At 68.9% G+C, this 21888-nt stretch carries 19 protein-coding genes; 10 read left to right on the top strand and 9 right to left on the bottom strand.

Features of this window, described 5'->3' with window-relative positions; translation table 11 throughout:
- The first annotated feature begins 16 nt into the window (after window positions 1–16).
- From prpB to E4M00_RS08920, 3 genes are all read left to right on the top strand, one after another.
- Entirely contained in the window at window positions 17–916 is a 900-nt protein-coding gene (gene prpB, locus E4M00_RS08930) for a methylisocitrate lyase (protein WP_135120144.1), read from the top strand.
- Between the two features lie 230 nt (window positions 917–1146).
- The gene (locus tag E4M00_RS08925; RefSeq protein WP_135120143.1) at window positions 1147–2268 is read left to right on the top strand and encodes a bifunctional 2-methylcitrate synthase/citrate synthase; all 1122 of its coding nucleotides are present in this window, start codon (window positions 1147–1149) and stop codon (window positions 2266–2268) included.
- Window positions 2269–2385: 117 nt separating this feature from the next.
- Window positions 2386–2964 (top strand): acyl-CoA thioesterase, encoded by a 579-nt coding sequence (locus E4M00_RS08920; RefSeq protein WP_135120142.1) that lies wholly within the window; start codon window positions 2386–2388, stop codon window positions 2962–2964.
- A gap of 12 nt (window positions 2965–2976) precedes the next feature.
- On the opposite strand, the gene E4M00_RS08915 is transcribed toward E4M00_RS08920, so the two are convergent.
- Both E4M00_RS08915 and E4M00_RS08910 read right to left on the bottom strand, forming a co-directional pair.
- Entirely contained in the window at window positions 2977–4074 is a 1098-nt protein-coding gene (locus tag E4M00_RS08915) for an AI-2E family transporter (protein WP_167756859.1), read from the bottom strand.
- 43 nt (window positions 4075–4117) lie between these two features.
- Complete coding sequence (locus tag E4M00_RS08910; protein ID WP_167756858.1) at window positions 4118–4618, bottom strand: SRPBCC domain-containing protein; 501 nt, start codon at window positions 4616–4618, stop codon at window positions 4118–4120.
- Between the two features lie 145 nt (window positions 4619–4763).
- Between E4M00_RS08910 and E4M00_RS08905 the strand changes: the two genes are divergently transcribed.
- A complete protein-coding gene (locus E4M00_RS08905) occupies window positions 4764–5147 on the top strand; it encodes a hypothetical protein (protein WP_167756857.1) in 384 nt (127 codons plus the stop codon).
- A gap of 166 nt (window positions 5148–5313) precedes the next feature.
- On the opposite strand, the gene E4M00_RS08900 is transcribed toward E4M00_RS08905, so the two are convergent.
- Together E4M00_RS08900 and E4M00_RS08895 are read right to left on the bottom strand one after the other, a co-directional pair.
- A complete protein-coding gene (locus E4M00_RS08900; protein ID WP_135120138.1) occupies window positions 5314–6105 on the bottom strand; it encodes an alpha/beta hydrolase in 792 nt (263 codons plus the stop codon).
- On the bottom strand, window positions 6092–6493 hold the full coding sequence (locus tag E4M00_RS08895) for a winged helix-turn-helix transcriptional regulator (RefSeq protein WP_240036961.1): 402 nt from the start codon (window positions 6491–6493) through the stop codon (window positions 6092–6094). The genes E4M00_RS08900 and E4M00_RS08895 overlap by 14 nt, the downstream gene beginning before the upstream one ends.
- Window positions 6494–6642: 149 nt before the next feature.
- Between E4M00_RS08895 and E4M00_RS08890 the strand changes: the two genes are divergently transcribed.
- Window positions 6643–7014 carry a DoxX family protein gene (locus E4M00_RS08890; RefSeq protein ID WP_135120136.1) on the top strand — a complete coding sequence of 124 codons (372 nt, stop codon included), beginning with the start codon at window positions 6643–6645 and terminating at the stop codon, window positions 7012–7014.
- Window positions 7015–7137: 123 nt separating this feature from the next.
- Here E4M00_RS08890 and E4M00_RS08885 read toward each other — a convergent pair whose 3' ends face one another.
- Entirely contained in the window at window positions 7138–8736 is a 1599-nt protein-coding gene (locus E4M00_RS08885; RefSeq protein ID WP_135120135.1) for a phytoene desaturase family protein, read from the bottom strand.
- 217 nt (window positions 8737–8953) lie between these two features.
- On the opposite strand from E4M00_RS08885, the gene E4M00_RS08880 reads away from it, so the two are divergent.
- Window positions 8954–11674 (top strand): pectate lyase-like domain-containing protein, encoded by a 2721-nt coding sequence (locus tag E4M00_RS08880; protein ID WP_193555565.1) that lies wholly within the window; start codon window positions 8954–8956, stop codon window positions 11672–11674.
- Between the two features lie 165 nt (window positions 11675–11839).
- On the opposite strand, the gene E4M00_RS08875 is transcribed toward E4M00_RS08880, so the two are convergent.
- Complete coding sequence (locus E4M00_RS08875) at window positions 11840–12778, bottom strand: LysR family transcriptional regulator (protein WP_135120134.1); 939 nt, start codon at window positions 12776–12778, stop codon at window positions 11840–11842.
- Window positions 12779–12914: 136 nt separating this feature from the next.
- Here E4M00_RS08875 and E4M00_RS08870 point away from each other — a divergent pair, with 136 nt between their 5' ends.
- On the top strand, window positions 12915–16520 hold the full coding sequence (locus tag E4M00_RS08870; RefSeq protein WP_135120133.1) for a proline dehydrogenase family protein: 3606 nt from the start codon (window positions 12915–12917) through the stop codon (window positions 16518–16520).
- A 202-nt stretch (window positions 16521–16722) separates the two neighbouring features.
- Here E4M00_RS08870 and E4M00_RS08865 read toward each other — a convergent pair whose 3' ends face one another.
- Window positions 16723–17202 (bottom strand): ATP-dependent zinc protease family protein, encoded by a 480-nt coding sequence (locus E4M00_RS08865; protein ID WP_135120132.1) that lies wholly within the window; start codon window positions 17200–17202, stop codon window positions 16723–16725.
- Window positions 17203–17227: 25 nt separating this feature from the next.
- Between E4M00_RS08865 and rimK the strand changes: the two genes are divergently transcribed.
- Window positions 17228–18427 carry a 30S ribosomal protein S6--L-glutamate ligase gene (gene rimK, locus E4M00_RS08860; protein ID WP_135120131.1) on the top strand — a complete coding sequence of 400 codons (1200 nt, stop codon included), beginning with the start codon at window positions 17228–17230 and terminating at the stop codon, window positions 18425–18427.
- 60 nt (window positions 18428–18487) lie between these two features.
- On the opposite strand, the gene E4M00_RS08855 is transcribed toward rimK, so the two are convergent.
- Together E4M00_RS08855 and E4M00_RS08850 are read right to left on the bottom strand one after the other, a co-directional pair.
- Window positions 18488–18853: a GntR family transcriptional regulator gene (locus tag E4M00_RS08855; RefSeq protein ID WP_135120130.1), complete on the bottom strand. Its 366-nt coding sequence runs from the start codon at window positions 18851–18853 to the stop codon at window positions 18488–18490.
- Window positions 18854–18858: 5 nt separating this feature from the next.
- On the bottom strand, window positions 18859–19299 hold the full coding sequence (locus E4M00_RS08850; RefSeq protein WP_055824204.1) for an Lrp/AsnC family transcriptional regulator: 441 nt from the start codon (window positions 19297–19299) through the stop codon (window positions 18859–18861).
- A gap of 197 nt (window positions 19300–19496) precedes the next feature.
- Between E4M00_RS08850 and ddaH the strand changes: the two genes are divergently transcribed.
- The gene (gene ddaH, locus E4M00_RS08845) at window positions 19497–20363 is read left to right on the top strand and encodes a dimethylargininase (RefSeq protein ID WP_135120129.1); all 867 of its coding nucleotides are present in this window, start codon (window positions 19497–19499) and stop codon (window positions 20361–20363) included.
- A 265-nt stretch (window positions 20364–20628) separates the two neighbouring features.
- The gene (gene rocD, locus E4M00_RS08840; RefSeq protein WP_240036958.1) at window positions 20629–21873 is read left to right on the top strand and encodes an ornithine--oxo-acid transaminase; all 1245 of its coding nucleotides are present in this window, start codon (window positions 20629–20631) and stop codon (window positions 21871–21873) included.
- The last annotated feature ends 15 nt before the right edge of the window (window positions 21874–21888 follow it).

Below are 21888 nucleotides of genomic sequence, written 5' to 3'. Positions count from 1 at the left end.
AAAGTAGGGTGGAAGCATGCTCTACGCCCAGAAGACCCCGGCCGACAAGCGCGCCGATTTCCGTACGGCCCTCGCGTCCGGCGAACTCCTCCGCCTGCCCGGTGCCTTCAACCCGCTGAGCGCGCGCCTCATCGAGCGGAAGGGCTTCGAGGGCGTCTACATCTCCGGTGCCGTGCTCTCCGCCGACCTCGGTCTGCCCGACATCGGCCTCACCACCCTCACCGAGGTGGCCGGCCGGTCGAAGCAGATCGCCCGGATGACCGAGCTGCCTGCCATCGTCGACGCCGACACCGGATTCGGCGAGCCCATGAACGTGGCCCGCACGGTGCAGGAGATGGAGGATGCCGGCGTCGCCGGGCTCCACATCGAGGACCAGGTCAACCCCAAGAGATGCGGCCACCTCGATGGCAAGCAGGTCGTCGATGAGCACACGGCGCTGCAGCGCATCCGTGCCGCTGTGGATGCCCGTCGGGACCCGAACTTCCTCATCATGGCGCGCACCGACATCCGCGCCGTCGATGGCCTGCAGGCGGCGATCGATCGGGCGAAGGCCCTCGTCGACGCCGGTGCCGACGCCATCTTCCCCGAGGCGATGGCGAACCTCTCGGAGTTCGAGGCGATCCGCGCTGCCGTCGACGTGCCGCTGCTCGCGAACATGACCGAGTTCGGCAAGAGCGAGCTGTTCACCACCCAGCAGCTCGCCGACGTGGGCATGAACATCGTCATCTGGCCGGTCTCGCTGCTGCGCCTCGCCATGGGCGCCGCCATGGCCGGTCTCGATGAGCTGACGGATGCCGGCAACCTCACCGGCAAGCTCGGCGACATGCAGCACCGCTCGGAGCTGTACGAGCTCATCGACTACGAGGGCTACAACCACTTCGACAGCAGCATCTTCAACTTCCGCGTCGCGCGCTGACGCGGCGACCCCGCCCCGGCCGCGGCCGCACCCCGGCGGCCCCGTGCCGAGCGCAATTCAGGTCGGATCGCACGACACGCCGCACGCAACCCGCGACACGCCCTGTCGGAGCGAATCGAGCCTGAACAGTGTGCAAGCCGAGCGACCACGCCGGGCTGCGGCATCCGTTTCCGGCAATCGAACGCGCGGGAAGTAGTCTGGGAGACCATGCCAGCGACGAAGGGGACGCCATGAGCGAAGCGCCGGAGATCTACAAGGGACTGGCGGGCGTGCCCGTCGACTACACCGCGATCTCGCGGGTGAACCCCGACACCAACACGTTGCTCTACCGCGGCTACCCGGTGCAGGATCTCGCGGCCCAGCGCTCCTTCGAAGAGGTCGCCTGGCTGCTCTGGTACGGCGAGCTGCCGACGCCCGAGCAGCTCGATGCCTTCGTCGAGACCGAGCGCAGCGAGCGTGCCCTCGCGGCGAACGTCCGTCGCTCCATCGACGACCTGCCCGTGACGTCGCATCCGATGGACGTCGTCCGCACCGCCGTGAGCGTGATCGGGGCGAATGATCCGGATGCCGAGGACAACGATCCCGAGCAGAACCTGCGCAAGTCCAAGCTGCTGTTCGCGCAGCTGCCGGCCATCGTCGCCTACGACCAGCGTCGCCGCCAGGGACTCCCGCTCATCGAGCCGCGCGATGACCTGGACTACTCGCGCAACTTCCTCTGGATGACCTTCGGCGAGGAGGCTCCCGAAGACGTGGTGACAGCGTTCCGGGTGAGCATGGTGCTCTACGCCGAGCACTCCTTCAATGCCTCGACGTTCACGGCCCGTGTCGTCGCGTCCACCCTCTCCGACCTCTACTCCTCGGTCGTCGCCGCCATCGGAGCGCTCAAGGGACCGTTGCACGGCGGCGCCAACGAGGCCGTCATGCGCACCTTCGGCGAGATCGGCACCCCGGACAACGTCGACGCCTGGCTCGAGGACGCCCTTGCCCGCAAGGCCAAGATCATGGGCTTCGGCCACCGCGTCTACAAGAACGGCGACTCCCGCGTTCCCACCATGCGGGCCTCGATGGTGAAGATGCTCGAGCACTACGACCGCCCCGACCTGCTCGAGATGTACGAGAAGCTCGAGGCAGGCATGGGCGAGAAGAAGAACATCAAGCCCAACCTCGACTACCCGGCCGGGCCGACGTATCACGTGATGGGCTTCGAGACCGAGACCTTCACGCCGCTCTTCGTGGCCAGCCGCATCACCGGCTGGACCGCCCACGTGATGGAGCAGCTCGCGGCGAACGCGCTGATCCGCCCGCTCGCCGTGTACAACGGCGTCGACCAGCGGGAGCTGCCCGAGGCCTGACCCGAACGACGGATGCTGTGGGATGCGTGCAACGCCGCCCGCGGCATCCGTTCCCCGCACTGTCGTCTCCACACAGGTGGTGTGACGGCGACGGATGTGCGGCGCTAGCGTCTCAGCATGCACATGTTCTTCCGCACGCTCCTGCACTTCTGGCTGTCGCGCTTCGGCAGGCGGCTCGGGCACTACGACGTGGCGCGCACGAACTTCATCACGCTGCCCACGGACCTCGACATCCTGAAGCACATGAACAACGGCGTGTACCTGTCGATCATGGACGTCGCCCGCTTCGACATGCTCAAGCGCACCGGCGCGTGGAAGATCCTGCAGGACAAGGGCTGGTATCCGGTCGTGGTGTCCGAGACCATCAGCTTCCGCAAGTCGCTCACGCTCTGGCAGCGCTTCACGATCGAGTCGCGCGTGCTGGGCTTCGACGACAAGGCCGTCTTCGTCGAACAACGTTTCGTGCGACCGGATGCCGCGGGCAAGCCCGAGGTGTACGCGAAGGGCTACATCCGCGGACGCTTCCTGCGCCGCACGGGTGGAGTGGTGCCCGTGGAGGAGCTCATCGAGGCGCTCGGCCACGTGCCCGACAGCGTGGTCGTGCCCGATCGGCTGATCGAGTGGGGCGCCGGGGTGGCGCTGCCCGCGACCCGCGCCGAAGCGCCGTCGGAATGGATCGACGCCGTCGATCGCTGAGCGGGCGGTCCGCTAGGAGCGGGCCTTGCGGGGCACGACGACTTCCTTGATGATCAGCAGGATGCCGGCCGCCACCGGGATGGCCACGAGCGCGCCCGGGAGCCCCGCGAGGGTGCCACCGGCGAGGGCTGCGATCAGCACGATGGAACCGGGCACCTGCACGGCCTTGCTCATGACCCGCGGCGTGAGGATGTAGGCCTCGACCTGCATGTAGATGAGCATCGCGACGAGCACGATGAGGGCCGCGACGGGCGAGGTGAAGAGCGAGAACACCGTCATGAAGGCTGTCGTGAGGACGGTTCCGATCAGCGGGATCAGCGTGATGAAGAAGGCGGCGACCGAGATGACCAGGGCGAACGGCACGCCGACCAGGCTCAGCAGGATCAGGCTGAAGGTGGCGTTGAGGAAGGCGAGCACCACCATGCCGCTGAGGTAGCGACCGACATTGCCCATGATGCGCTCGGCGTAGTCGACCACACGCGTCCGGTGCGACGCCGAGACGAGGGAGTAGACCGCGTTCTTGGAGAAGTCGAGGGTCGCGGTGAAGTAGATGGTGAGGATGAAGATGAAGATGCCGCTCGAGATCCCACTGGCCAGTGCGACGCCGAACTTGAGTGCGCCGCCGCCGACAGCGGTCCAGAACGTCGGGTCGGCGATGAGGCCGGTGATCCACGTGTACACGGTGCTGAGAACCCCGCCGGAACCGTTCGACGCGTCGACGAACCACTGCTGCTTCTGCAGATCTGCCAGCATCGACGGTGCGTCCTTGACGAACTGCGCGGCCTGGCCGATCACGAGCGGCAGCACGAGCCAGAGCAGACCGACGATCACGAGCACGAACAGGATGATGACGGTGACGATCGCGGCGCCGCGACGCATGCCTCGCCTCTCGAACCAGCGCACCAGCGGGTCGAGGCCGAGTGTGACGAACACGGCGGCGAACACCGAGAAGATGACGCTGGACACGGCCGATGCGGCTGCCGCCAGCCCGAGCGCCAGCAGCACCCCGAGCGTGGCGACGAAGGCCCACTGGAACGGCTTGTTCGCGATCAGGCTCGTGGAGGTCTTGACGACCTTGTCACGTCGGGCTTTCTGCTGCAGGTTGGTCACGGCGCAAGCATAGTGACGTGGTGCCCCCGGAGGTCCGATCTTCTCAGGCCGTGGGAACCACCAGGTCGCGGTAGTACTCGGAATGCGCCGGGTAGTAGTGCTCCCACTGCGGGAGGGGGCGATCCTCCCTCGCCGCGATGAGGCGGTCGAGGTAGTAATCCCAGCCGGGACCCATCGTCGCGGCATCCGAGGAGGCGTGCATCCTCTGGCCCAGGGTCAGGGTGGTGCGCCCGCCGGCCTCGTGCAGATGGCAGAAGACGTGCCACATGTCGTCGCCGGTGCCGACCTCGGCGAGGAAGCGGTGCGGGGGATCGCACTCGCGAATGGTCGTGTACTCCCACTCCGCGTCGGGCTCGGCCGACATCAGGAAGCGCACCGCGCCGGTCGACGGATTGCCGGTGTACGTGCCGATCCACCTCTGCATGAAGGTGGGGTTGGTGAGGCTGTACCAGACGTCTTCGATCGGGGCCGAGAACAGCCTGTCGATCAGAAGGTAGAGGCCGTCGGGTCTGTGGGCGAGACGCCCTGTTGGTCGCACTGACATGGATACCTCCGTGGCAACATCGCCTGCGTTTTTCAGCGTACGCCGGATGCCGCCGGGCGGGTAGTGGTGACGGGGATGCACGGGTGTCGCGCCGCGGCAGGAAACACTCCCCACGCGGCGAGCGGCCGTGCCATAGAGTGTGCCCATGAGCAGCAAGTCCAAGACCCCGGCCAAGGCCGATTCGCACCAGTCCGGCAGCGGCGTCTTCCTCGAGAGCGACCGTTCCTCTGCATGGGCCTGGCTCGCCGGCCTCATCGTGCTGGTCTTCGTGGCGGTGCCGATCTCGGCGACTCTCGCCTTCGCGACGCACCCGAACACCCAGCAGCTCTTCGCCGGACGCCTGTCGGACGCGACGGTGGGCGGCTACCAGGCGTTCTGGTGGATCGTCACCCTGCTGCTCGTCGCCCTGCCGTTCCTCGTCGGACTCGGCATCGCCAAGCTCTCGAGCCGCGCTCTCGCGATCGTCGCAGCCATCGTGGCGATCCTCGTGATCGCCGCGGTCGTGCTGGGGCAGCTCTTCATCTTCTAGGACCACCGCACTCCCGCCCGCAGAGCGACGGGAGCGAAGCGAGCGCCGCGAAGCGCACTCCGGCGAAAGGTCGTCTCCTCGGCTTCGGGGCAGTCGCTGCGCGCCTGTCCCTCTGCCAGCGGAGGGGGAGTCGCTGCGCGCCTGTCCCTCTGCCAGCGGGGGAGCCTCAGCCCAGGAACGCGCCGACCTGCGCCGTGATCTCGGCCCGCACCTCGTCGGAGCTCGCCGTGGCCTCGCCGTCTCCGGGCTGCACGCCGTAGTCCCCGAAGCTGGCGTGGTTGGCGCCGTCGATCTGCACGAAGGTCGCATCCGCCGGGAGCATCGGAGCGGCATCCGCGATCTTCTCGGGGGTGGAGAGCCCGTCGTACTGGCTGCCGAGGCTCAACACGGACAGCGACGTCTGCGAGAGATCGTTGGCGCAGTAGCTGCCGAACAGGATGACGCCGCTCACGTCGGGGTCGTCGGCCAGCATGCACGCACGCACCCCTCCGAGGGAGTGTCCTCCCACGTACCAGGTCGAGACGTCGGGGGCATCGGCCGTGAAGGCCGACAGTGGGCGGGTGTCGAAGAACGCCAGGTTGAGCGTGGGCTTGGTGATCACGACTGTCGTGCCGTCGGCCACGATGCCGGAGAGCTTGTTCATGTAGGCGTAAGGGTCGACCTTGGCGCCGGGGATGAACACGAGGCCGTCGCCGTTCGCCTCGCCCGTCGGGGTCATCACGATGGACTGGTCTGTCGAGGTGATGCTCACACCGTCGTCGCTCCACGCATCGATGGCGTAGGGACGCTCGCCCTGCATGACGATCTGCGTGTAGACCGCGAACAGCACCACGATCAGCAGCAGCACGCCCACGATCCAGCCGGCGATCACCCGCAGGCGGTGGCCGAGACCGGTGCCGCCCTCGCCGCGCACCTTCGCTGAGGGGGTGGCGGATGCTGGAGCTTCAGTCGCGGTCATCGTAGGCCTCCCGGCTCGCGAGGATGTCGTCGTGGTGGTCCGCCGCCCAGTTGACGAGTCCGAGCACGGGCTCGAAGAGCGTACGGCCGAGCTCGGTGGCCTCGTACTCGACACGCGGCGGGATCTCGGGGTAGCTGGTGCGGGAGACGAGGCCGTCGCGTTCGAGGTTGCGCAGCGTGTGGGTCAGCATCCGGTGCGAGATGCCCGCGATGTTGCGCTGCAGCACCGTGAAGCGCAGCGGGCCGTCCCGGAGGCTGCCGATGATGAGCAGGCTCCACTTGTCTCCGACGCGCGAGAGCACGTCGCGGATCATGTCGCTGCCGTGGTGACCGGCGCTGCATGGTCCCTTGTCCTCGAGAACGGCCGAGGCTGCCGGCGATGCGGCCACGGAGGCCTCCATTTCTTACAGCGGTGTGCGTGACGCACGGAGAAGTGCCGGGCGACCGTCGGGTATAAAAGTCATCGCCAGTGCGTTACTTACCGATTGTAACCATTGGCAGCACACGCTGCCCTCCTCCCACAGAAAGTCGTATCGCCATGATCATCGTCCTCTGGATCGTCACCGGTCTGCTCGCCCTCCTGTTCGTCGCCGCCGGTGCCACGAAGGCAACACGCTCCCGTGCGTCGCTGCAGCCGCGGATGGCCTACGTCGAGGACTTCAGCGACGGCCAGGTGAAGACCATCGGCATCCTCGAGGTACTCGGCGGCATCGGCCTCGTCCTGCCCATGGCGACGGGCATCCTGCCCTGGCTCACGCCGCTCGCGGCGTTCGCGCTGTTCATCACGATGGTCGCCGCGTTCTTCGTGCACCTGCGCCGTGGTGAGGGCCGGGAGTCCGCGCCGGTATGGGTGCTCGCCGGCCTGTCTCTCGCCGTCGGCATCGGGTGGGTCGTGGTGCTCGCGAACTGATCTCGACGCCCGAGCCCGAGAGCCGACGGTGCAGGGGCGGCGGCTGCGCTTCAACGCGCTCGCTTCGCTCCCGTGTCTCTGCGGGCGGGTGACTGCGCTTCGGGCGGCCGCTTCGCTCGGCCCTCAGCGAGCGTGGAGATCCTCCAGCACCGCCATCGCGGCGTTGTGCCCGCCGATGCCGCTGACGGCGCCGCCGCGGCGGGCGCCCGATCCGCACAGCAGGATGCGCGGGTGGGCCGTGGCCACACCCCAGCGCTCCGCGACGGTGCCCCGCGGGTCGTCGTCCTCAAGGAACGGCCACGACAGCGGCCCGTGGAAGATGTTGCCGCCGGGCATGTTCACCGCTCGCTCGATGTCGAGCGTGGTCTTGGTCTCGATGCACGGCCGGCCTTCGGCATCCGTCATGATCACGTCTTCGATGGGCTCGGCGAGCACCGAGTTCAGTGATGCCAGCACGGCATCCTGCAGCCGTGCCCGCAGCTCGTCGTTGTTCTCCTCCGTGACCAGGCGATGCGGAACGTGCAGCCCGAAGACCGTGAGGGTGTGGGCTCCGGATGCCGCGAGCTCGGGTGACAGGATCGACGGATCGCTCAGCGAGTGGCAGTAGATCTCGCACGGCAGCGGCTGCGGGATGCCGCCGCCGGCGGCAGCCTCGTAGGCGTCGCCGAGCTGCGTGTAGAGCTCGTTGATGTGGAAGGTGCCGCCGAACGCTGCCTCCGCGGAGACGGTCGCGTCGCGCAGCCGCGGCAGCCGGCTGAGCAGCAGGTTGACCTTCACCTGCGCCCCCCCGGGAGCGGGCAACTCGGCGGTCGACTCCCCGAGCAGGCGCTGCAGCACCACCGGCGCCACGTTGACGAGCAGGCTCTCGCCGCCCACCTCGTGATCGGCGCCGTCGAACGAGTACCTGACGCGGCCATCGGGCGAGACCGCCGTCACCTCGGCGCCGGTCACGATGCGCGCTCCGGCCGCCCGTGCAGCCCGCTCGAGCTCACCGCTGACGGCACCCATGCCGCCGATCGGCACGTCCCAGTCGCCGGTTCCGTTGCCGATCACGTGGTACAGGAAGCAGCGGTTCGCATCGAGCGATGCGTCGTCGAGCGCGGTGAAGGTGCCGATGAGGCCGTCGGTCGCGACGACTCCACGCACGAGGTCGTCGCTGAACCTGGCGCTGATCGCCTCGTCGAGGGGCCGCTCGAAGATCTGCTTCCACACTGCGTCATCGACGAGGCGGCGCGCCTCGGACCGGGTCGGCAACGGTTCGAGCACCGTCGGGAAGAGGGCTCGCGCGACCGCAGCCGTGTCGGCGTAGAACGCGTTCCACGCATCTGCGTCGGCCTCGGCTCCGATGGCCGCGAACGAGGCGCGCGTGGCGGCGGCATCGGCGTTGTCCACGAGCAGTCCACGCTCCGGATGCCGCGGGTCGGGCGTGTACGACGAGAAGCGGCGGCGCACCAGGCCGATGTCGAGGCCGAGTTCCTCGATGATGCGCGCCGGGAGCAGGCTCACCAGGTAGGAGTAGCGCGAGAGACGCGCATCGATGCCGGCGAACGCCTGTGCCGAGATGGCGGCGCCGCCCACGTGGTCGTCGCGCTCGAGCACGAGCACGCTGCGCCCGGCCTGCGCGAGGTACGCCGCGGCGACGAGGCCGTTGTGGCCGCCTCCGATGATGACGATGTCGTGGGAGGCGTCATTGGCAGCGCTGGCTGCGGCGTCGGAGCTCATGGATCGACCCTATGCGACCGGTCGACGGGCTGTGTCGGCCCAGCTGCAGCCCCGCATGCGCTGCGTCCCAAAGAATTACTTACCGGTCAGTAAGTGTTTCTGCTACATTGACCACGTCATCCCCCATTCGGGTGGGGATGACGTTCCACGAGATCCGGCACAGCGCAGTCGCCAGAGTCGTTCGGCGCATGGGCCCAGTTCAAAGGAGAACGTCCCCGTGAGAGTCCCATCCCCTGCAGCGCAGGGAGCGCCATCCCAGCGTCGCCCGTTGCGAGCGCTCGGCCTCGGCGCGACGGTCTTCGCGCTCGTCGCCGGCGGTGCCGTCGTCGCCACGCCCGCCTACGCCGACCCCACGAATCCCGACTTCGGGCCGAACGTCACGATCTTCGACCCGAGCACGCCGGTCGACGAGATCAACGCCACCCTGGCGTCGTTCGCGAACGAGGCCGAGTTCAGCACGAACCGGCATGCCGCCTTCTTCAAGCCCGGTACCTACGGCAGCGCGGCAGGGGAGAACGACCCCGCCACCGCGACAGGAATCGTGAACGCCGAGGTGGGCTACTACACGTCGATCTCGGGGCTCGGTGCGTCGCCGGAGGACGTGCGCATCAATGGCGCCCTCCACGTCGAGCCCGTGCGCGCCTGCGAGCCCAACCCGTGGGACTGCCAGTCGCCCGGATCCCTCACGCGCTTCTGGCGATCGCTCTCGAACATGAGCATCAACCCCATCCAGAGGCCCCTCGGCGTGGATGCCGAACGTCCCTTCCCGAGCGGGGTGACCGATCCGCACCAGATGCGGTGGGCCGTCTCGCAGGCCGCACCACTCCGCCGCATGAACATCGAGGGGTCCCTCACCCTGTTCGGCCGGGTCGGCGAGTACGCGAGCGGCGGCTACATGGCCAATTCCGCGGTGTCGGGAACGGTCGTCAACGGATCCCAGCAGCAGTGGTTCACCCGTGACAGCAGCGTCGGCACGTGGGAGGGCGGCGTCTGGAACGTCACCTCCGTCGGCGTCGAGGGCGCGCACGCCGCGACTCCCGCGGGCGAGGGCGATGCAGCGACTCCGTTGTACACGACCGTCGCCGAGACCCCGGTCACCCGTGAGTCACCGTTCCTCTACCTCGACGGCGACGAGTACAAGGTCTTCGTGCCGAAGGCGAAGACGAACAGCTCGGGCGTCGACTGGTCGACGGATGCGGCATCCGGCGACGCTCTCTCCATCGCCGACTTCTACATCGCCAAGACCGGTGACACCGCAGCGCAGATCAATGCGGCGCTCGCCGAGGGCAAGAACCTCCTCGTGACGCCCGGCGTCTACACCCTGAGCGAGGCGATCACCGTGACCCGTGCCGACACCGTCGTGCTCGGCCTCGGACTCGCCACCCTCGTGCCGACGAACGGCAACGCGGCGATCGACATCGCCGACGTCACCGGCGTGAAGGTCGCCGGCCTCACCGTCGACGCCGGCGAGGTCAACTCTCCGGTGCTCGTCAAGGTCGGGCCGACGGATGCCTCAGCCAGCGACCCCGCAGACCCGACCACGCTCAGCGACGTGTTCGTGCGCGTCGGCGGCGCCCACGTGGGTCGGGCGACGACGAGCATCGAGGTGAACAGCGACGACGTGCTGCTCGACCACATCTGGGCCTGGCGCGCCGATCACGGCGACGGCGTGGCCTGGGACTCGAACACCGGAGACCACGGAGTCGTCGTGAACGGTGATGACGTCACGGCGCTCGGCCTGTTCGTCGAGCACTACCAGAAGGCCCAGACCGTGTGGAACGGCAACGGCGGGACCACGCTCTTCTACCAGAGCGAGCTCCCGTACGACCCGCCGAGCCAGGCTGCCTGGACTGACGGCGACCGCCTCGGCTACGCCTCGTACCTGGTGGCACCGGGAGTGACCTCGCACTCGGCATCCGGACTCGGCATCTACTCGTTCTTCAACCAGAACGTCGACATCCGCGTCGAGAGCGGAATCCAGGCGCCGAAGTCCGCGGGGGTGCGGTTCACCAACATGGTGAGCGTGTTCCTCAACGGTTCGGGCGGCATCAACCACATCATCAACGACACCGGTCTGCCAGCCGTCGGGAGCTTCGCCTCTCCCGGCTTGCTGTCCTATCCGCCGGCCGACACGCAGGCTCCGACGGTGGCCATCACCGCGGCTCCTGCCGCGCCAGACGGGTCGAACGGCTGGTACCGCAGCGGGGTGTCGCTCACGGTGACGGGAAGCGACGACTTCACGCCGCTCACCCTCGAGGCGAACGTCGACGGAGCCGGCTGGACCCCGGTCACCGGGCCGATCGCTCTCGCCGAGGGCACGCACTCGGTGCAGGCTCGGGCGACGGATGGCTCGAACAACGTCTCGGCCGTGGCCACGTGGAGCGGCAAGGTCGACGGGGTGGCTCCGGTCGCCACCGTCGCGTTCGACGCGACGTCGCGGAAGGCATCCGTCACAGCGGCAGACGGCACCGGATCGGGCGTCTCGGGAATCGAGTACCGCCTCGGCAGCGGCGCCTGGCAGGCCTACACGGCTCCCGTGGCCGTGGGCGACGCCGCCACCACCTTCGGGTATCGGGCGACGGATGCCGCAGGCAACAGGTCGACGGACGGATCGCTGTCGGTGCCGGCCAAGGTCGCCGGCAAGGTGCCGCTCGCTGTCGCCGCAGCCTCGCTGTGCATCAACGGCAAGGTGTCGGTGGCGGTCTACGCCCTCAACATCGGCAAGGCCAAGGCCGACATCCGTCTGACCACGCAGTGGGCGGACGCGAAGTTCACCGGCGTGGGCTTCGGCAAGGCCGTGTACAAGCTGTTCCCGACCGGTGCGAAGTCCGTGCCCAAGGGGACGGCGACGGTTGCCGGGTACACCTGGGTGAACGGCGCGGGCTCGTACTCGACGTACACGCCCGGCTACGCGGCCCTGAACTGCGGTCGCCGCTAGGAGTCCGCGGTTCGTGAGCGGCTCCGCCCACCGTCGTTCGGGTCCGGTGGGCGGTGCCCCGCTCGCCGAAGCAGCGACACAGTCGCCGCTGAGGTGGAGGGACCCTGCGCTGGGTTCCTTCACCTCGGCGCGCTCGCTTCGCTCTTGTGCCTCGGCGGGCGGGGTTCACCGCGACGGCGTCGCCACCAGCGCCACTGCCCGGGCCAACGCCTCGCGGCAGACCGCGACGGCCTGGCGGTCGGCGCTCGAGCGCCGCGCGGCGGTGAAGATCGTGCGGTGCGGGTCACCGGGCAGGTCGACCATGCGCACCGTCGGAGCCTCGCCGGCCCACACGAGATCGGGCAGCAGGCCGACGGCATTGCCCGAGCGGATGAGCCTGATGTGCGCCATCAGGTCCGCCGTCTCGAAGCGCACGTCGGGCTCGAAGCCGGCCGCGCGGCAGAGTTGCATCGCCCACTCCCGTGATGCCGTGCCCACCGGCTCCATCACCCACGGCCTCCCGGTCAGGCTGAGCAACACCGCGTGCACGTCGGGGTCGGAGGACTCACGTCGCGGTGTCTCGCCGTGGTCGACCGCGCCGACTCCCAGTCTGATCGCATCCCCGCCCAGCACGACCCGGTCGAGGTCGGGCCTGTGGGCTCGGGTGTGGCCGGGGTACTGCTCGGCGATCACGACGTCGAAGTCGCGCGCCGAGACCTCGAACAGCCCGGCCTCCGGCTCGCGCTCGGTGACCTCGACGCGCAGTTCGGGGTACTCCTCGCGCAGGATCGTCAGCGCCGCCGGGAGGATCGCGTGCGCCGCCGACTGGAACACAGCCAGCCGTACGGTTCCGCGCACCTCGGTGAGCGACGACGCCACCTCGTCCTCGGCGCGTTCGAGGATGTCGAGAACCTCTTCGGCGCGTGCCACGAGGAGCTCGGCCTGAGGAGTCAGGATGACCCGGCGACCGGACTTCTCGAGCAGCGGCACCCCCGCCTCGGCCTCGAGGAGGGACAGCTGCTGAGACACCGACGACGGCGAGTAGGCCAACGCTTCGGCGACGGCGGCGAGGGTTCCGCGCAGCTTCACCTCGCGCAGCAGGCGCAGGCCTCTGACATCCAGCATCCGTCACCTCCCTATTCATCAGCCAAACTAACCGATACTGGTGGGAAAGCTTCGCTTTACCCGATGATACGGATGCCTGACACTGTGCTGAGAGAGCCTCTCCCGGTGGGTGCTCCCGCGAGAAAGAACTAATGTCATGACCATGTCGAGCACGCCCGTCGAGTCCCAGGCCGACCTCGCGAACGAGACCATCGCGCTGGTGCGCCGCTGGCTCGCTCAGAGTGCGGAGATCCCAGCCGATCCCTCGGGCGAGCGTCTCGCGGGAGTGCTCAAAGACCCCAACGGGCTCGACTTCACCGTCGGCTTCGTCGACGGCGTCATGCGCCCGGAAGACCTCATGGTCGCCGGGCACAACCTCGCGAAGGTGGCCCCGAAGGCTCCGGCCTTCCTGCCGTCGTACATGCGCGGCGCCATCGGCCTCGGCGGTGCCCTCGGCCCCGTCGTTCCGTGGGTGGTCATCCCGGCCGCTCGCCGGGTGCTGCGCCAGATGGTCGGCCACCTCGTCGTCGACGCGACGCCCGACAAGCTCGGACCCGCCATCGAGCACCTGCGCTCAACCGGCAACAGGCTGAACCTCAACCTGCTCGGTGAGGCCGTGCTCGGCGACAGGGAAGCCGACCGACGACTGGCGGGAACCCGCGAGCTCCTCGCCCGCGACGACGTCGACTACGTGTCGATCAAGGTGTCGAGCGTGGTGAGCCAGCTCTCCATGTGGTCGTTCGACGAGGCCGTCGAGCGCGTGGTCGAGCGTCTCACGCCGCTGTACGAGCTGGCGGCATCAGCGAAGACGACGAAGTTCATCAACCTCGACATGGAGGAGTACCGCGACCTCGACCTCACCATCGCGGTGTTCGAGCGCATCCTCGACCAGCCGCAGCTGCTGCACCTCGAGGCGGGCATCGTGCTGCAGGCCTACCTGCCCGACGCCCTCGGCGCCCTGCAGGGGCTGACGAGCTGGGCGCAGGGTCGCCGCGCCGAGGGCGGAGCCCCCATCAAGGTGCGCATCGTCAAGGGTGCGAACCTCGCCATGGAGAACGTCGACGCGGCCATCCACGACTGGCCCCTCGCCACCTACGACTCCAAGCAGCACAGCGACACCAACTACAAGCGCGTGCTCAACTGGGCCTTCACCCCCGAGAACACCGACGCCGTGAAGATCGGCGTCGCCGGCCACAACCTCTTCGACGTCGCCTACGCGCACCTGCTCGCGAAGCAGCGCGGCGTGAGTTCCGCCGTCGACTTCGAGATGCTGCTGGGCATGGCGACCAACCAGGCCGAGGCCGTGCGCCGCGACGTCGGGCAGCTGCTGCTCTACACGCCCGTGGTGAACCCGGCCGAGTTCGACGTGGCGATCGCGTACCTCATCCGTCGCCTCGAGGAGAACGCCAGCACCGAGAACTTCATGTCGGCGGTGTTCGAGCTCACCACCTCCGACGCCCTGCTGAAGCGCGAGACCGACCGCTTCCTCGCCTCGCTGGCCGACCTCGACGACACCGTTCCCGGCCCGAACCGCACCCAAGACCGCTCGCAGGCGACGGAGCTGGCTCCGCTGCCCGTTGAACCTGTGACGACGCTCGCCGCCGAGCAGACCGATCCGACCCTCACCGGCGCGCTCCTCGGCATCACGCGGGGATCGCGCGGCGACGGCTCGGCTGCCGCGCACGCCACCGCATCCGGCCGCTTCTCCAACGAGCCCGACACCGACCCGGCCCTGCCCGCGAACCGGGCCTGGGGCCGTCGCATCCTCGGCCGTGTGGCGGCGTCGACTCTCGGGTCCGACACCATCGCGGCTTCGCAGGTGACGGATGCCGCCACCCTCGACGCACTCATCGCATCGGTTTCCGCCGCAGGCCGGGCGTGGGGTCAGCGCACCGGAGCCGAGCGCGCGGCCATCCTGCACCGCGCCGGCCTGGCGCTCGCCGCCAACCGCGACCGCCTCATCGAGGTGGCGGCATCCGAGACCGGAAAGACCATCGCCGAGGCCGACCCCGAGATCAGCGAGGCCATCGATTTCGCCCACTACTACGCCGAACGCGCCATCGAGCTCGACAGGGTGCAGGGCGCCCTCTTCGTGCCGGCGCAGCTCACCGTGGTGACGCCGCCGTGGAACTTCCCGGTCGCCATCCCGGCCGGCGGTGTGCTCGCGGCTCTCGCGGCAGGATCCGGAGTCATCATCAAGCCCGCGAGGCAGGCGCAGCGCACCGGCGCCGTCATGGTGGAGGCGCTCTGGGAGGCCGGCGTTCCACGCGATGTGCTCGCGCTCGTCGACCTCGCCGAGCAGGACTTCGGGCAGCAGCTGGTGGCGCATCCGTCGGTCGACAGGGTCATCCTCACCGGCGCCTACGAGACGGCCAAGCTGTTCCGGTCGTTCCGCCCCGACCTGCCGCTGCTCGCCGAGACCAGCGGCAAGAACGCCGTGATCGTGACGCCGTCGGCCGACCTCGACCTGGCGGCATCCGACGTGATCAAGAGCGCCTTCGGGCATGCCGGCCAGAAGTGCTCGGCCGCCTCGCTCGTCATCCTCGTCGGCTCGGTGGCCAAGTCGGAGCGTTTCCGCAACCAGCTCGTCGACGCCGCGACCTCCATGCGCGTCGGCTACCCCGAGGACCCGACCACGCAGATGGGCCCGATCATCGAGCCCGCGAGCGGCAAGCTGCTCAACGCCCTCACGGAGCTCGGCATCGGCGAGGAGTGGCTGGTCGAGCCGAAGCAGCTCGACGACACGGGGCGGCTCTGGTCTCCCGGCATCCGCACCGGCGTCGCCCCGGGCTCCTACTTCCACCTCACCGAGTTCTTCGGGCCCGTGCTCGGCGTCATGCACGCTCGCATCCTCGAGGAGGCCATCCGCTTCCAGAACGCGGTGGACTACGGCCTCACCGCTGGTCTCCACTCCCTCGACAGCGACGAGCTCGCCCTCTGGATCGACACTGTCGAGGCCGGCAACCTCTACATCAACCGCGGGACCACCGGCGCGATCGTGCAGCGCCAGCCCTTCGGTGGCTGGAAGCGCTCGTCGGTCGGCGCCGGAACCAAGGCGGGTGGCCCCAACTACCTGTTCGGCCTCGGCAGCTGGAAGACGGATGCCGGCAACAGGTCGAAGACGCTGCACCTGCGTGGCCTCGAGGACCGCGTGACCGACATCATCGAGGCGTCGCAGGCCTCGCTCGGTTACGAGGAGTTCGACCAGCTGCGGCGGGCCGCGCTCTCCGACGCCATCGCCTGGCGCGAGGAGTACGGCGTGGTGCGCGACGTGTCGCAGCTCGTGCTCGAGCGCAACGTGTTCCGCTACCTTCCGGTGCCCGTCGCCGTGCGCGTGGCCGAGGATGCCTCGCTCGTCGACGCCCTGCGGGTGATCATCGCGGCGACGCTGTCGAAGTCCGAGTACACGGTGTCGCTGCCCACCGCGCTGCCGGCATCGGTGCAGCAGTTCCTCGACATCCGCGATGTGCCCGTGACTGTGGAGACGGATGCCGCCTGGCTGGCCGGGCTCGCTTCGTCGACGTCGGCGCTGCGCGACGAGCAGGGGCCGAAGCGCCTGCGTCTCGTCGCCGCCGGCTCACGCGATGCGCTCGCGTCGGCTGTCGCCGGAGCGCTCGACGGCACGCCCGACGTGGCGGTGTACGCCCACGAGGTGACGCAGTCGGGGCGGGTGGAGCTGCTGCCGTTCCTGCACGAGCAGGCGATCTCGATCACGGCCCACCGCTTCGGCAACCCGAGCACGCTGTCGGACGGGGTGATCTGACCCGACCCCGCTCGCCAGCCCCCGCTGGCAGAGGCAGCGACAGAGTCGCCGCCGAAGCCGAGGGAGCTGGCGCCGGGTTCCCTTCACCTCAGCGGCGACTGCGTCGCTGCTTCGGCGGGCGGGACGGCGGCGACTTCGTCGTTGCTTCGGCGGACGGGCGAGGGCCACGTCCTGGCCTCGGCGGGCGGGAAGGGTCCGGCTGCTAGCTCCGCCCGCGGTTCTGCCGCCGCACCGTGCGCGGCGCGCGGCCTCCGATGAAGGACTGCGCTGCGTCGACGGCGAAACCCTGCTCGAGCGCCTCGCGGCCGATCAGCATCCTGAAGCCCATCGAGTCCCGATTGGTGAGAGTGACCTCGGCCGTCAGCGCCTTGCCGAGCAGCACGATGTCGAGAAGCACCACGATGCGCTCCTCGCTGTGCCCTGACGAACTGCGCACCGAGCGGCGGTCGAGCACGGGACACTCGACCGTGACGGCGTCTTCGTCGCTGCCCTGCCAGGGCTGCACGCCGAAGCGCACGAACGACTCCCCGTCGCGCTCGAACTCCTCCATGTCGAAGGCGTGGAGCGAACTGGTGCGGGCGCCGGTGTCGAGCTTCGCCTTGATCCACGGAACGCCGATCGCCGGCAGTGCAACCCACTCGCGCCAGCCGGCGATGGTGCTTGAATGGACAGGTTCGCTCACCCGTCCATCTTGTCAGGGGCACCCGTTGAAACTCGCGATCCTCTCGCGCGCCCCGCAGGCGTATTCCACCCAGAGACTCCGCGCAGCAGCGCTGCAGCGCGGTCATCAGGTGAAGGTGCTCAATACCCTGCGCTTCGCCATCGACCTCTCGGGGGCCGAGCCCGACCTGCAGTACCGCGGTCGTCGGCTCTCCGACTACGACGCCATCCTGCCGCGCATCGGCAGCTCGATCACCTACTTCGGCACGGCCGTGGTGCGCCAGTTCGAGCAGATGGACGTGTACACGCCCAACACCGCCAATGGCATCACGAACGCCCGGGACAAGCTGCGCGCGAGCCAGATCCTGTCGCGGCACAACATCGGCATGCCGGCGACCGCCTTCGTGCGCAACCGCGCCGACGTGCGGCCGGCCATCGAGCAGGTCGGCGGCGCGCCGGTCGTCATCAAGCTGCTCGAGGGCACGCAGGGCATCGGCGTGATCCTGGCACCGCAGGTGAAGGTCGCCGAGGCGATCATCGAGACCCTGCACTCGACCAAACAGAACGTGCTCATCCAGCGCTTCGTGGCCGAGAGCCGAGGCAAGGACGTGCGCGCCCTCGTGGTCGGCGATCGGGTCGTCGCCGCGATGCGCCGCACGGCGAACGGCGACGAGTTCCGCTCGAACGTCCACCGCGGCGGCAGCGTCGAGGCCATCGAGCTCTCGCCCGAGTACGAGCAGGTCGCCGTGCGCTCGGCCCAGATCATGGGCCTCAAGGTCGCCGGCGTCGACATGCTCGAGGGCAACGACGGCCCGCTGGTCATGGAGGTCAACTCCTCACCCGGACTGCAGGGCATCGAGACCGCCACGAACCTCGACGTGGCCGGAGCCATCATCGACTACATGGCGAACCAGGTCGCCTTCCCCGAGATCGATGTGCGTCAGCGCCTCACGGTCTCGCGCGGCTACGGTGTCGCCGAGCTGCTCGTGCACGCCGGGGCCGACCTCGTGGGCACGACGATCGCGGAGTCCGGTCTGGCCGAGCGCGACATCAGCGTGCTCACCCTGCACCGAGGCACCTCGGTCGTGCCGAACCCCCGCGGACACGTCGAGCTCGAGGCCGGAGACCGGCTGCTCTGCTTCGGCAAGCTCGAGGAGATGCGCTCGATGATCCCCGAGCGGCGCAAGCGCCGGGCCAGGGTGCGGAAGCTGCCCAAAGAGCCGTTGCCGACACCGCCGGTCGAGTAGCCCACCGGTTCCTTCGCTTCGACGCGCTCGCTTCGCTCCCGTGTCTCAGCGGGCGGAGGATCAGCGGTCCGAGCGCAGCGCCGCCTCGACCAGCGCCAGCGCCTCGTCGGCGGCGACACCGAGCTCGCGGATGCGCGCCGCGTACGCTGCGGCCGCCGTCTGCGCGTGCTGATGCGTCACGTCTCCGGATGCCGACACCACCGTTCCCGCGCGCCCCCGCGTCTCGATCACGGCGTCGGACTCCAGCGCGCGGTACGCCTTCGCGACGGTGTTGACCGCCAGCCCCAGCTGCTCGGCGAGGGCGCGGACCGTCGGCATCCGTTCCCCGGCGACGAGGTCACCGGAGCGGACGGCGCCGATGACCTGCGTGCGGATCTGCTCGTACGGCGGCTGCGACGACGCGGCGTCGATCGCGATGGCGATCACGCGGGTCAGTCCTCGTGGGCGCGCTGCACCAGTCGGGTGAGCACGATGGCGCTGCGGGTGTGGTCGACGTTGGCGGCCAGACGCACCTTCTCGAGTGCGGCCTCGAGGCTCGCGATGTCGCGAGAGCGCATCTGCACGATGGCGTCCGCGCTGCCGGTCACGGTGCCGGCGTAGACCACCTCGGGCACCGCCGAGAGGATGCGCTGCAGCTCGTCGGGCGACACCGTGCCGCGGCAGAAGACCTCGACCCACGCCTCGGTGGTGGTGCCGTCGACGGCAGGGTCGACGTGGATGGTGAAGCCGCGGATGACGCCGTCGGCGACGAGGCGGTCGACGCGACGCTTGACGGCGGATGCCGACAGCCCGACCACCGATCCGATGTCGCCATAGCCTGCTCGGGCGTTCTGGCGCAGCTCGTCGAGAATTCGGCGGTCGATGTTGTCCATCCGAGAAGTCTAAGCGCGATCCTTGCGTGATGTCGCGTGCGTGCGCATGCATGCTGCGCTCAAAGACGAGAACTTCGAGATAGCTGCGTGTGACACTGGAGGTGGCGTCTGGTGTCCATCTCGGTGGATGCCGGCTCAATCAGAGCGACCTGGTCCGCCACTCCTGCGATTGTACTTCGAGCCACGAGGAGACGGCCATGACGGACATCGTCGACGACACCATCACCCAGTCGGGCGGCATCCGCCCCACCCGCACAGCCACCACCCGCTCCGTGCTGATGTGCAGCCCCGAGTTCTTCACCGTGGTCTACCGCATCAACCCGTGGATGGATCCGGCCCTGCCCACCGACACGAACCTCGCGGTCGACCAGTGGTCCGTGCTGCACCAGACCTACCTCGACCTGGGCTTCGACGTGCACCTCATCGATCCCATCCCAGGGTTGCCCGACATGGTCTACGCGGCCAATGGCGGCATGGTCATCGACGGCATCGCGTACGGCGCCAGCTTCACGCATCCCGAACGCCAGCCCGAGGGCCCCGCCTACATGGACTGGTTCCGAGCGAACGGCCTCGACGTGCGCGTGCCCGAGCAGATCAATGAGGGTGAGGGCGACTTCCTGCTCGTCGGAGACACGATCCTCGCCGGCACCGGATTCCGCAGCGACTCGCTCAGCCACGGAGAGCTCGCCGACATCTACGGTCGCGAGGTGGTCACCCTCCGGCTCGTCAACCCGAGCTTCTACCACCTCGACACCGCGCTGGCCGTGCTCGATTCGACGCCGGGCCAGGAGCACATCGCCTACCTGCCGAGCGCCTTCGACGCTCGCAGCCTCGACCTGCTCGAGGAACGGTATCCGGATGCCGTCATCGTGACGGAGACTGATGCCGCCGTTCTCGGCCTCAACTCCTTCAGCGACGGCTACAACGTCGTGATCGCCTCCCGCGCCGCCGACTTCGAGCGCCAGCTGCGCGAGCACGGCTACAACCCCATCGGCGTCGACCTCTCCGAGCTCCTCCTGGGCGGAGGCGGCGTCAAGTGCTGCACCCTGGAGCTGCGAACCTAGGTCGCTCCGCGGTCGGCATCGATGACTCCGCCCAAGGATGCCCGCCGAACCCCGAGTCATCGACGCCGACCGCTACGCCCGCTCCGAAGCACCACTGTTGGCACTCGACTAGGAAAGATTGAAAGAAATGACCACCACCAAGAACCTCCGTTCATCCGATGACGCAGTCGAGGGCTCTTCGTCCGATTCCGCAGGCACGGGGTTCTCCTCCGAAGTCTCGGGGTTCGGTGGGCATCCTTGGGCGGAGACTTCGGAGGAGAACCCCGTGCCGACCTCGAGAAGCGCCGAAGCGACACGTACCAGCGTCCTCATCGCCGAGGAAGAGGCCCACGCCGCCCACAACTACCACCCCCTCCCCGTCGTGGTGGCGTCGGGCGACGGAGCCTGGGTGACCGATGTCGACGGCAAGCGCTACCTCGACTGCCTCGCCGCCTACTCGGCCGTGAACTTCGGGCACTCCAACCCGGTGCTGCTCGATGCAGCGCGCGCCCAGCTCGGCCGCATCACCCTCACCAGCCGCGCCTTCCACAACGACCAGCTCGGCCCGTTCGTCACCGAGCTCGCGGCCCTCGCCGGCAAGGACATGGTGCTGCCGATGAACACCGGCGCCGAGGCCGTCGAGTCGGGCATCAAGGTCGCCCGCGCCTGGGGCTACAGGGTCAAGGGCGTCGCCCCCGCGCAGGCCAACATCATCGTCATGGCCGGCAACTTCCACGGCCGGACCACCACGATCATCTCGTTCAGCGACGACGCCGACGCACGCGACGACTTCGGCCCCTACACCCCGGGCTTCCGTATCGTCCCCTACGGCGATGTCGCCGCCATCGAAGCGGCCATCGACGAGAACACCGTGGCCGTGCTGCTCGAGCCGATCCAGGGCGAGGCCGGCATCGTGGTGCCGCCCGCCGACTTCCTGCCCGCCGTGCGCGAGCTCACGACCCGACGGAACGTGCTGTTCATCGCCGACGAGATCCAGTCGGGCCTCGGTCGCACCGGCGCCACCTTCGCCTGCGACCTCGTGGGCGTCGTGCCCGACCTCTACCTGCTGGGCAAGGCTCTCGGCGGCGGCATCGTTCCGGTCTCGGCCGTCGTCGGCAACGCCGACGTGCTCGGGGTCCTCGCCCCGGGGCAGCACGGCTCGACCTTCGGCGGCAACCCGCTGGCGGCATCCGTCGGCATCGCAGTGGTGCGGATGCTGGCCACCGGCGAGATGCAGGAGCGGGCGCGGGCGCTGGGCGACCACCTGCACTCCGCCCTGACCCGGCTGATCGGCTCGGGAGTCGTCGCCGTGCGCGGAGCCGGGCTCTGGGCCGGCATCGACATCGACCCGGCGCTGGCGTCGGGCCGCGCGGTCTGCGAGGCGCTCATGGAGCGCGGCGTGCTCGCGAAGGACACGCACGGTTCCACCATCCGTCTCGCCCCGCCTCTCGTGGTCTCGCAGGAGGACCTCGACTGGGCGGTCGCGCAGTTGGCTGCCGTGCTGGAGGACTTCACGCACCGAACCGCCTGAGGCGGTCGAGCGGCC

It is taken from the genome of Orlajensenia leifsoniae (assembly GCF_004570845.1).
GTDB classification, from domain to species: domain Bacteria; phylum Actinomycetota; class Actinomycetes; order Actinomycetales; family Microbacteriaceae; genus Orlajensenia; species Orlajensenia leifsoniae.
The sequence above is the reverse complement of the archived record's forward strand: the minus strand, read 5'-3'. Positions and strand labels throughout refer to the sequence as shown.

What these genes read in the sequence shown, in the direction of transcription:
- E4M00_RS08850 (WP_055824204.1), bottom strand. Translation starts at nt 19,299, where the DNA reads ATGGACAACATCGACCGCCGAATTCTCGACGAGCTGCGCCAGAACGCC.
- E4M00_RS08885 (WP_135120135.1), bottom strand. Translation starts at nt 8,736, where the DNA reads ATGAGCTCCGACGCCGCAGCCAGCGCTGCCAATGACGCCTCCCACGAC.
- E4M00_RS08875 (WP_135120134.1), bottom strand. Translation starts at nt 12,778, where the DNA reads ATGCTGGATGTCAGAGGCCTGCGCCTGCTGCGCGAGGTGAAGCTGCGC.
- E4M00_RS08925 (WP_135120143.1), top strand. Translation starts at nt 1,147, where the DNA reads ATGAGCGAAGCGCCGGAGATCTACAAGGGACTGGCGGGCGTGCCCGTC.
- E4M00_RS08910 (WP_167756858.1), bottom strand. Translation starts at nt 4,618, where the DNA reads ATGTCAGTGCGACCAACAGGGCGTCTCGCCCACAGACCCGACGGCCTC.
- E4M00_RS08905 (WP_167756857.1), top strand. Translation starts at nt 4,764, where the DNA reads ATGAGCAGCAAGTCCAAGACCCCGGCCAAGGCCGATTCGCACCAGTCC.
- prpB (WP_135120144.1), top strand. Translation starts at nt 17, where the DNA reads ATGCTCTACGCCCAGAAGACCCCGGCCGACAAGCGCGCCGATTTCCGT.
- E4M00_RS08890 (WP_135120136.1), top strand. Translation starts at nt 6,643, where the DNA reads ATGATCATCGTCCTCTGGATCGTCACCGGTCTGCTCGCCCTCCTGTTC.
- ddaH (WP_135120129.1), top strand. Translation starts at nt 19,497, where the DNA reads ATGACGGACATCGTCGACGACACCATCACCCAGTCGGGCGGCATCCGC.
- E4M00_RS08870 (WP_135120133.1), top strand. Translation starts at nt 12,915, where the DNA reads ATGACCATGTCGAGCACGCCCGTCGAGTCCCAGGCCGACCTCGCGAAC.
- E4M00_RS08900 (WP_135120138.1), bottom strand. Translation starts at nt 6,105, where the DNA reads ATGACCGCGACTGAAGCTCCAGCATCCGCCACCCCCTCAGCGAAGGTG.
- E4M00_RS08920 (WP_135120142.1), top strand. Translation starts at nt 2,386, where the DNA reads ATGCACATGTTCTTCCGCACGCTCCTGCACTTCTGGCTGTCGCGCTTC.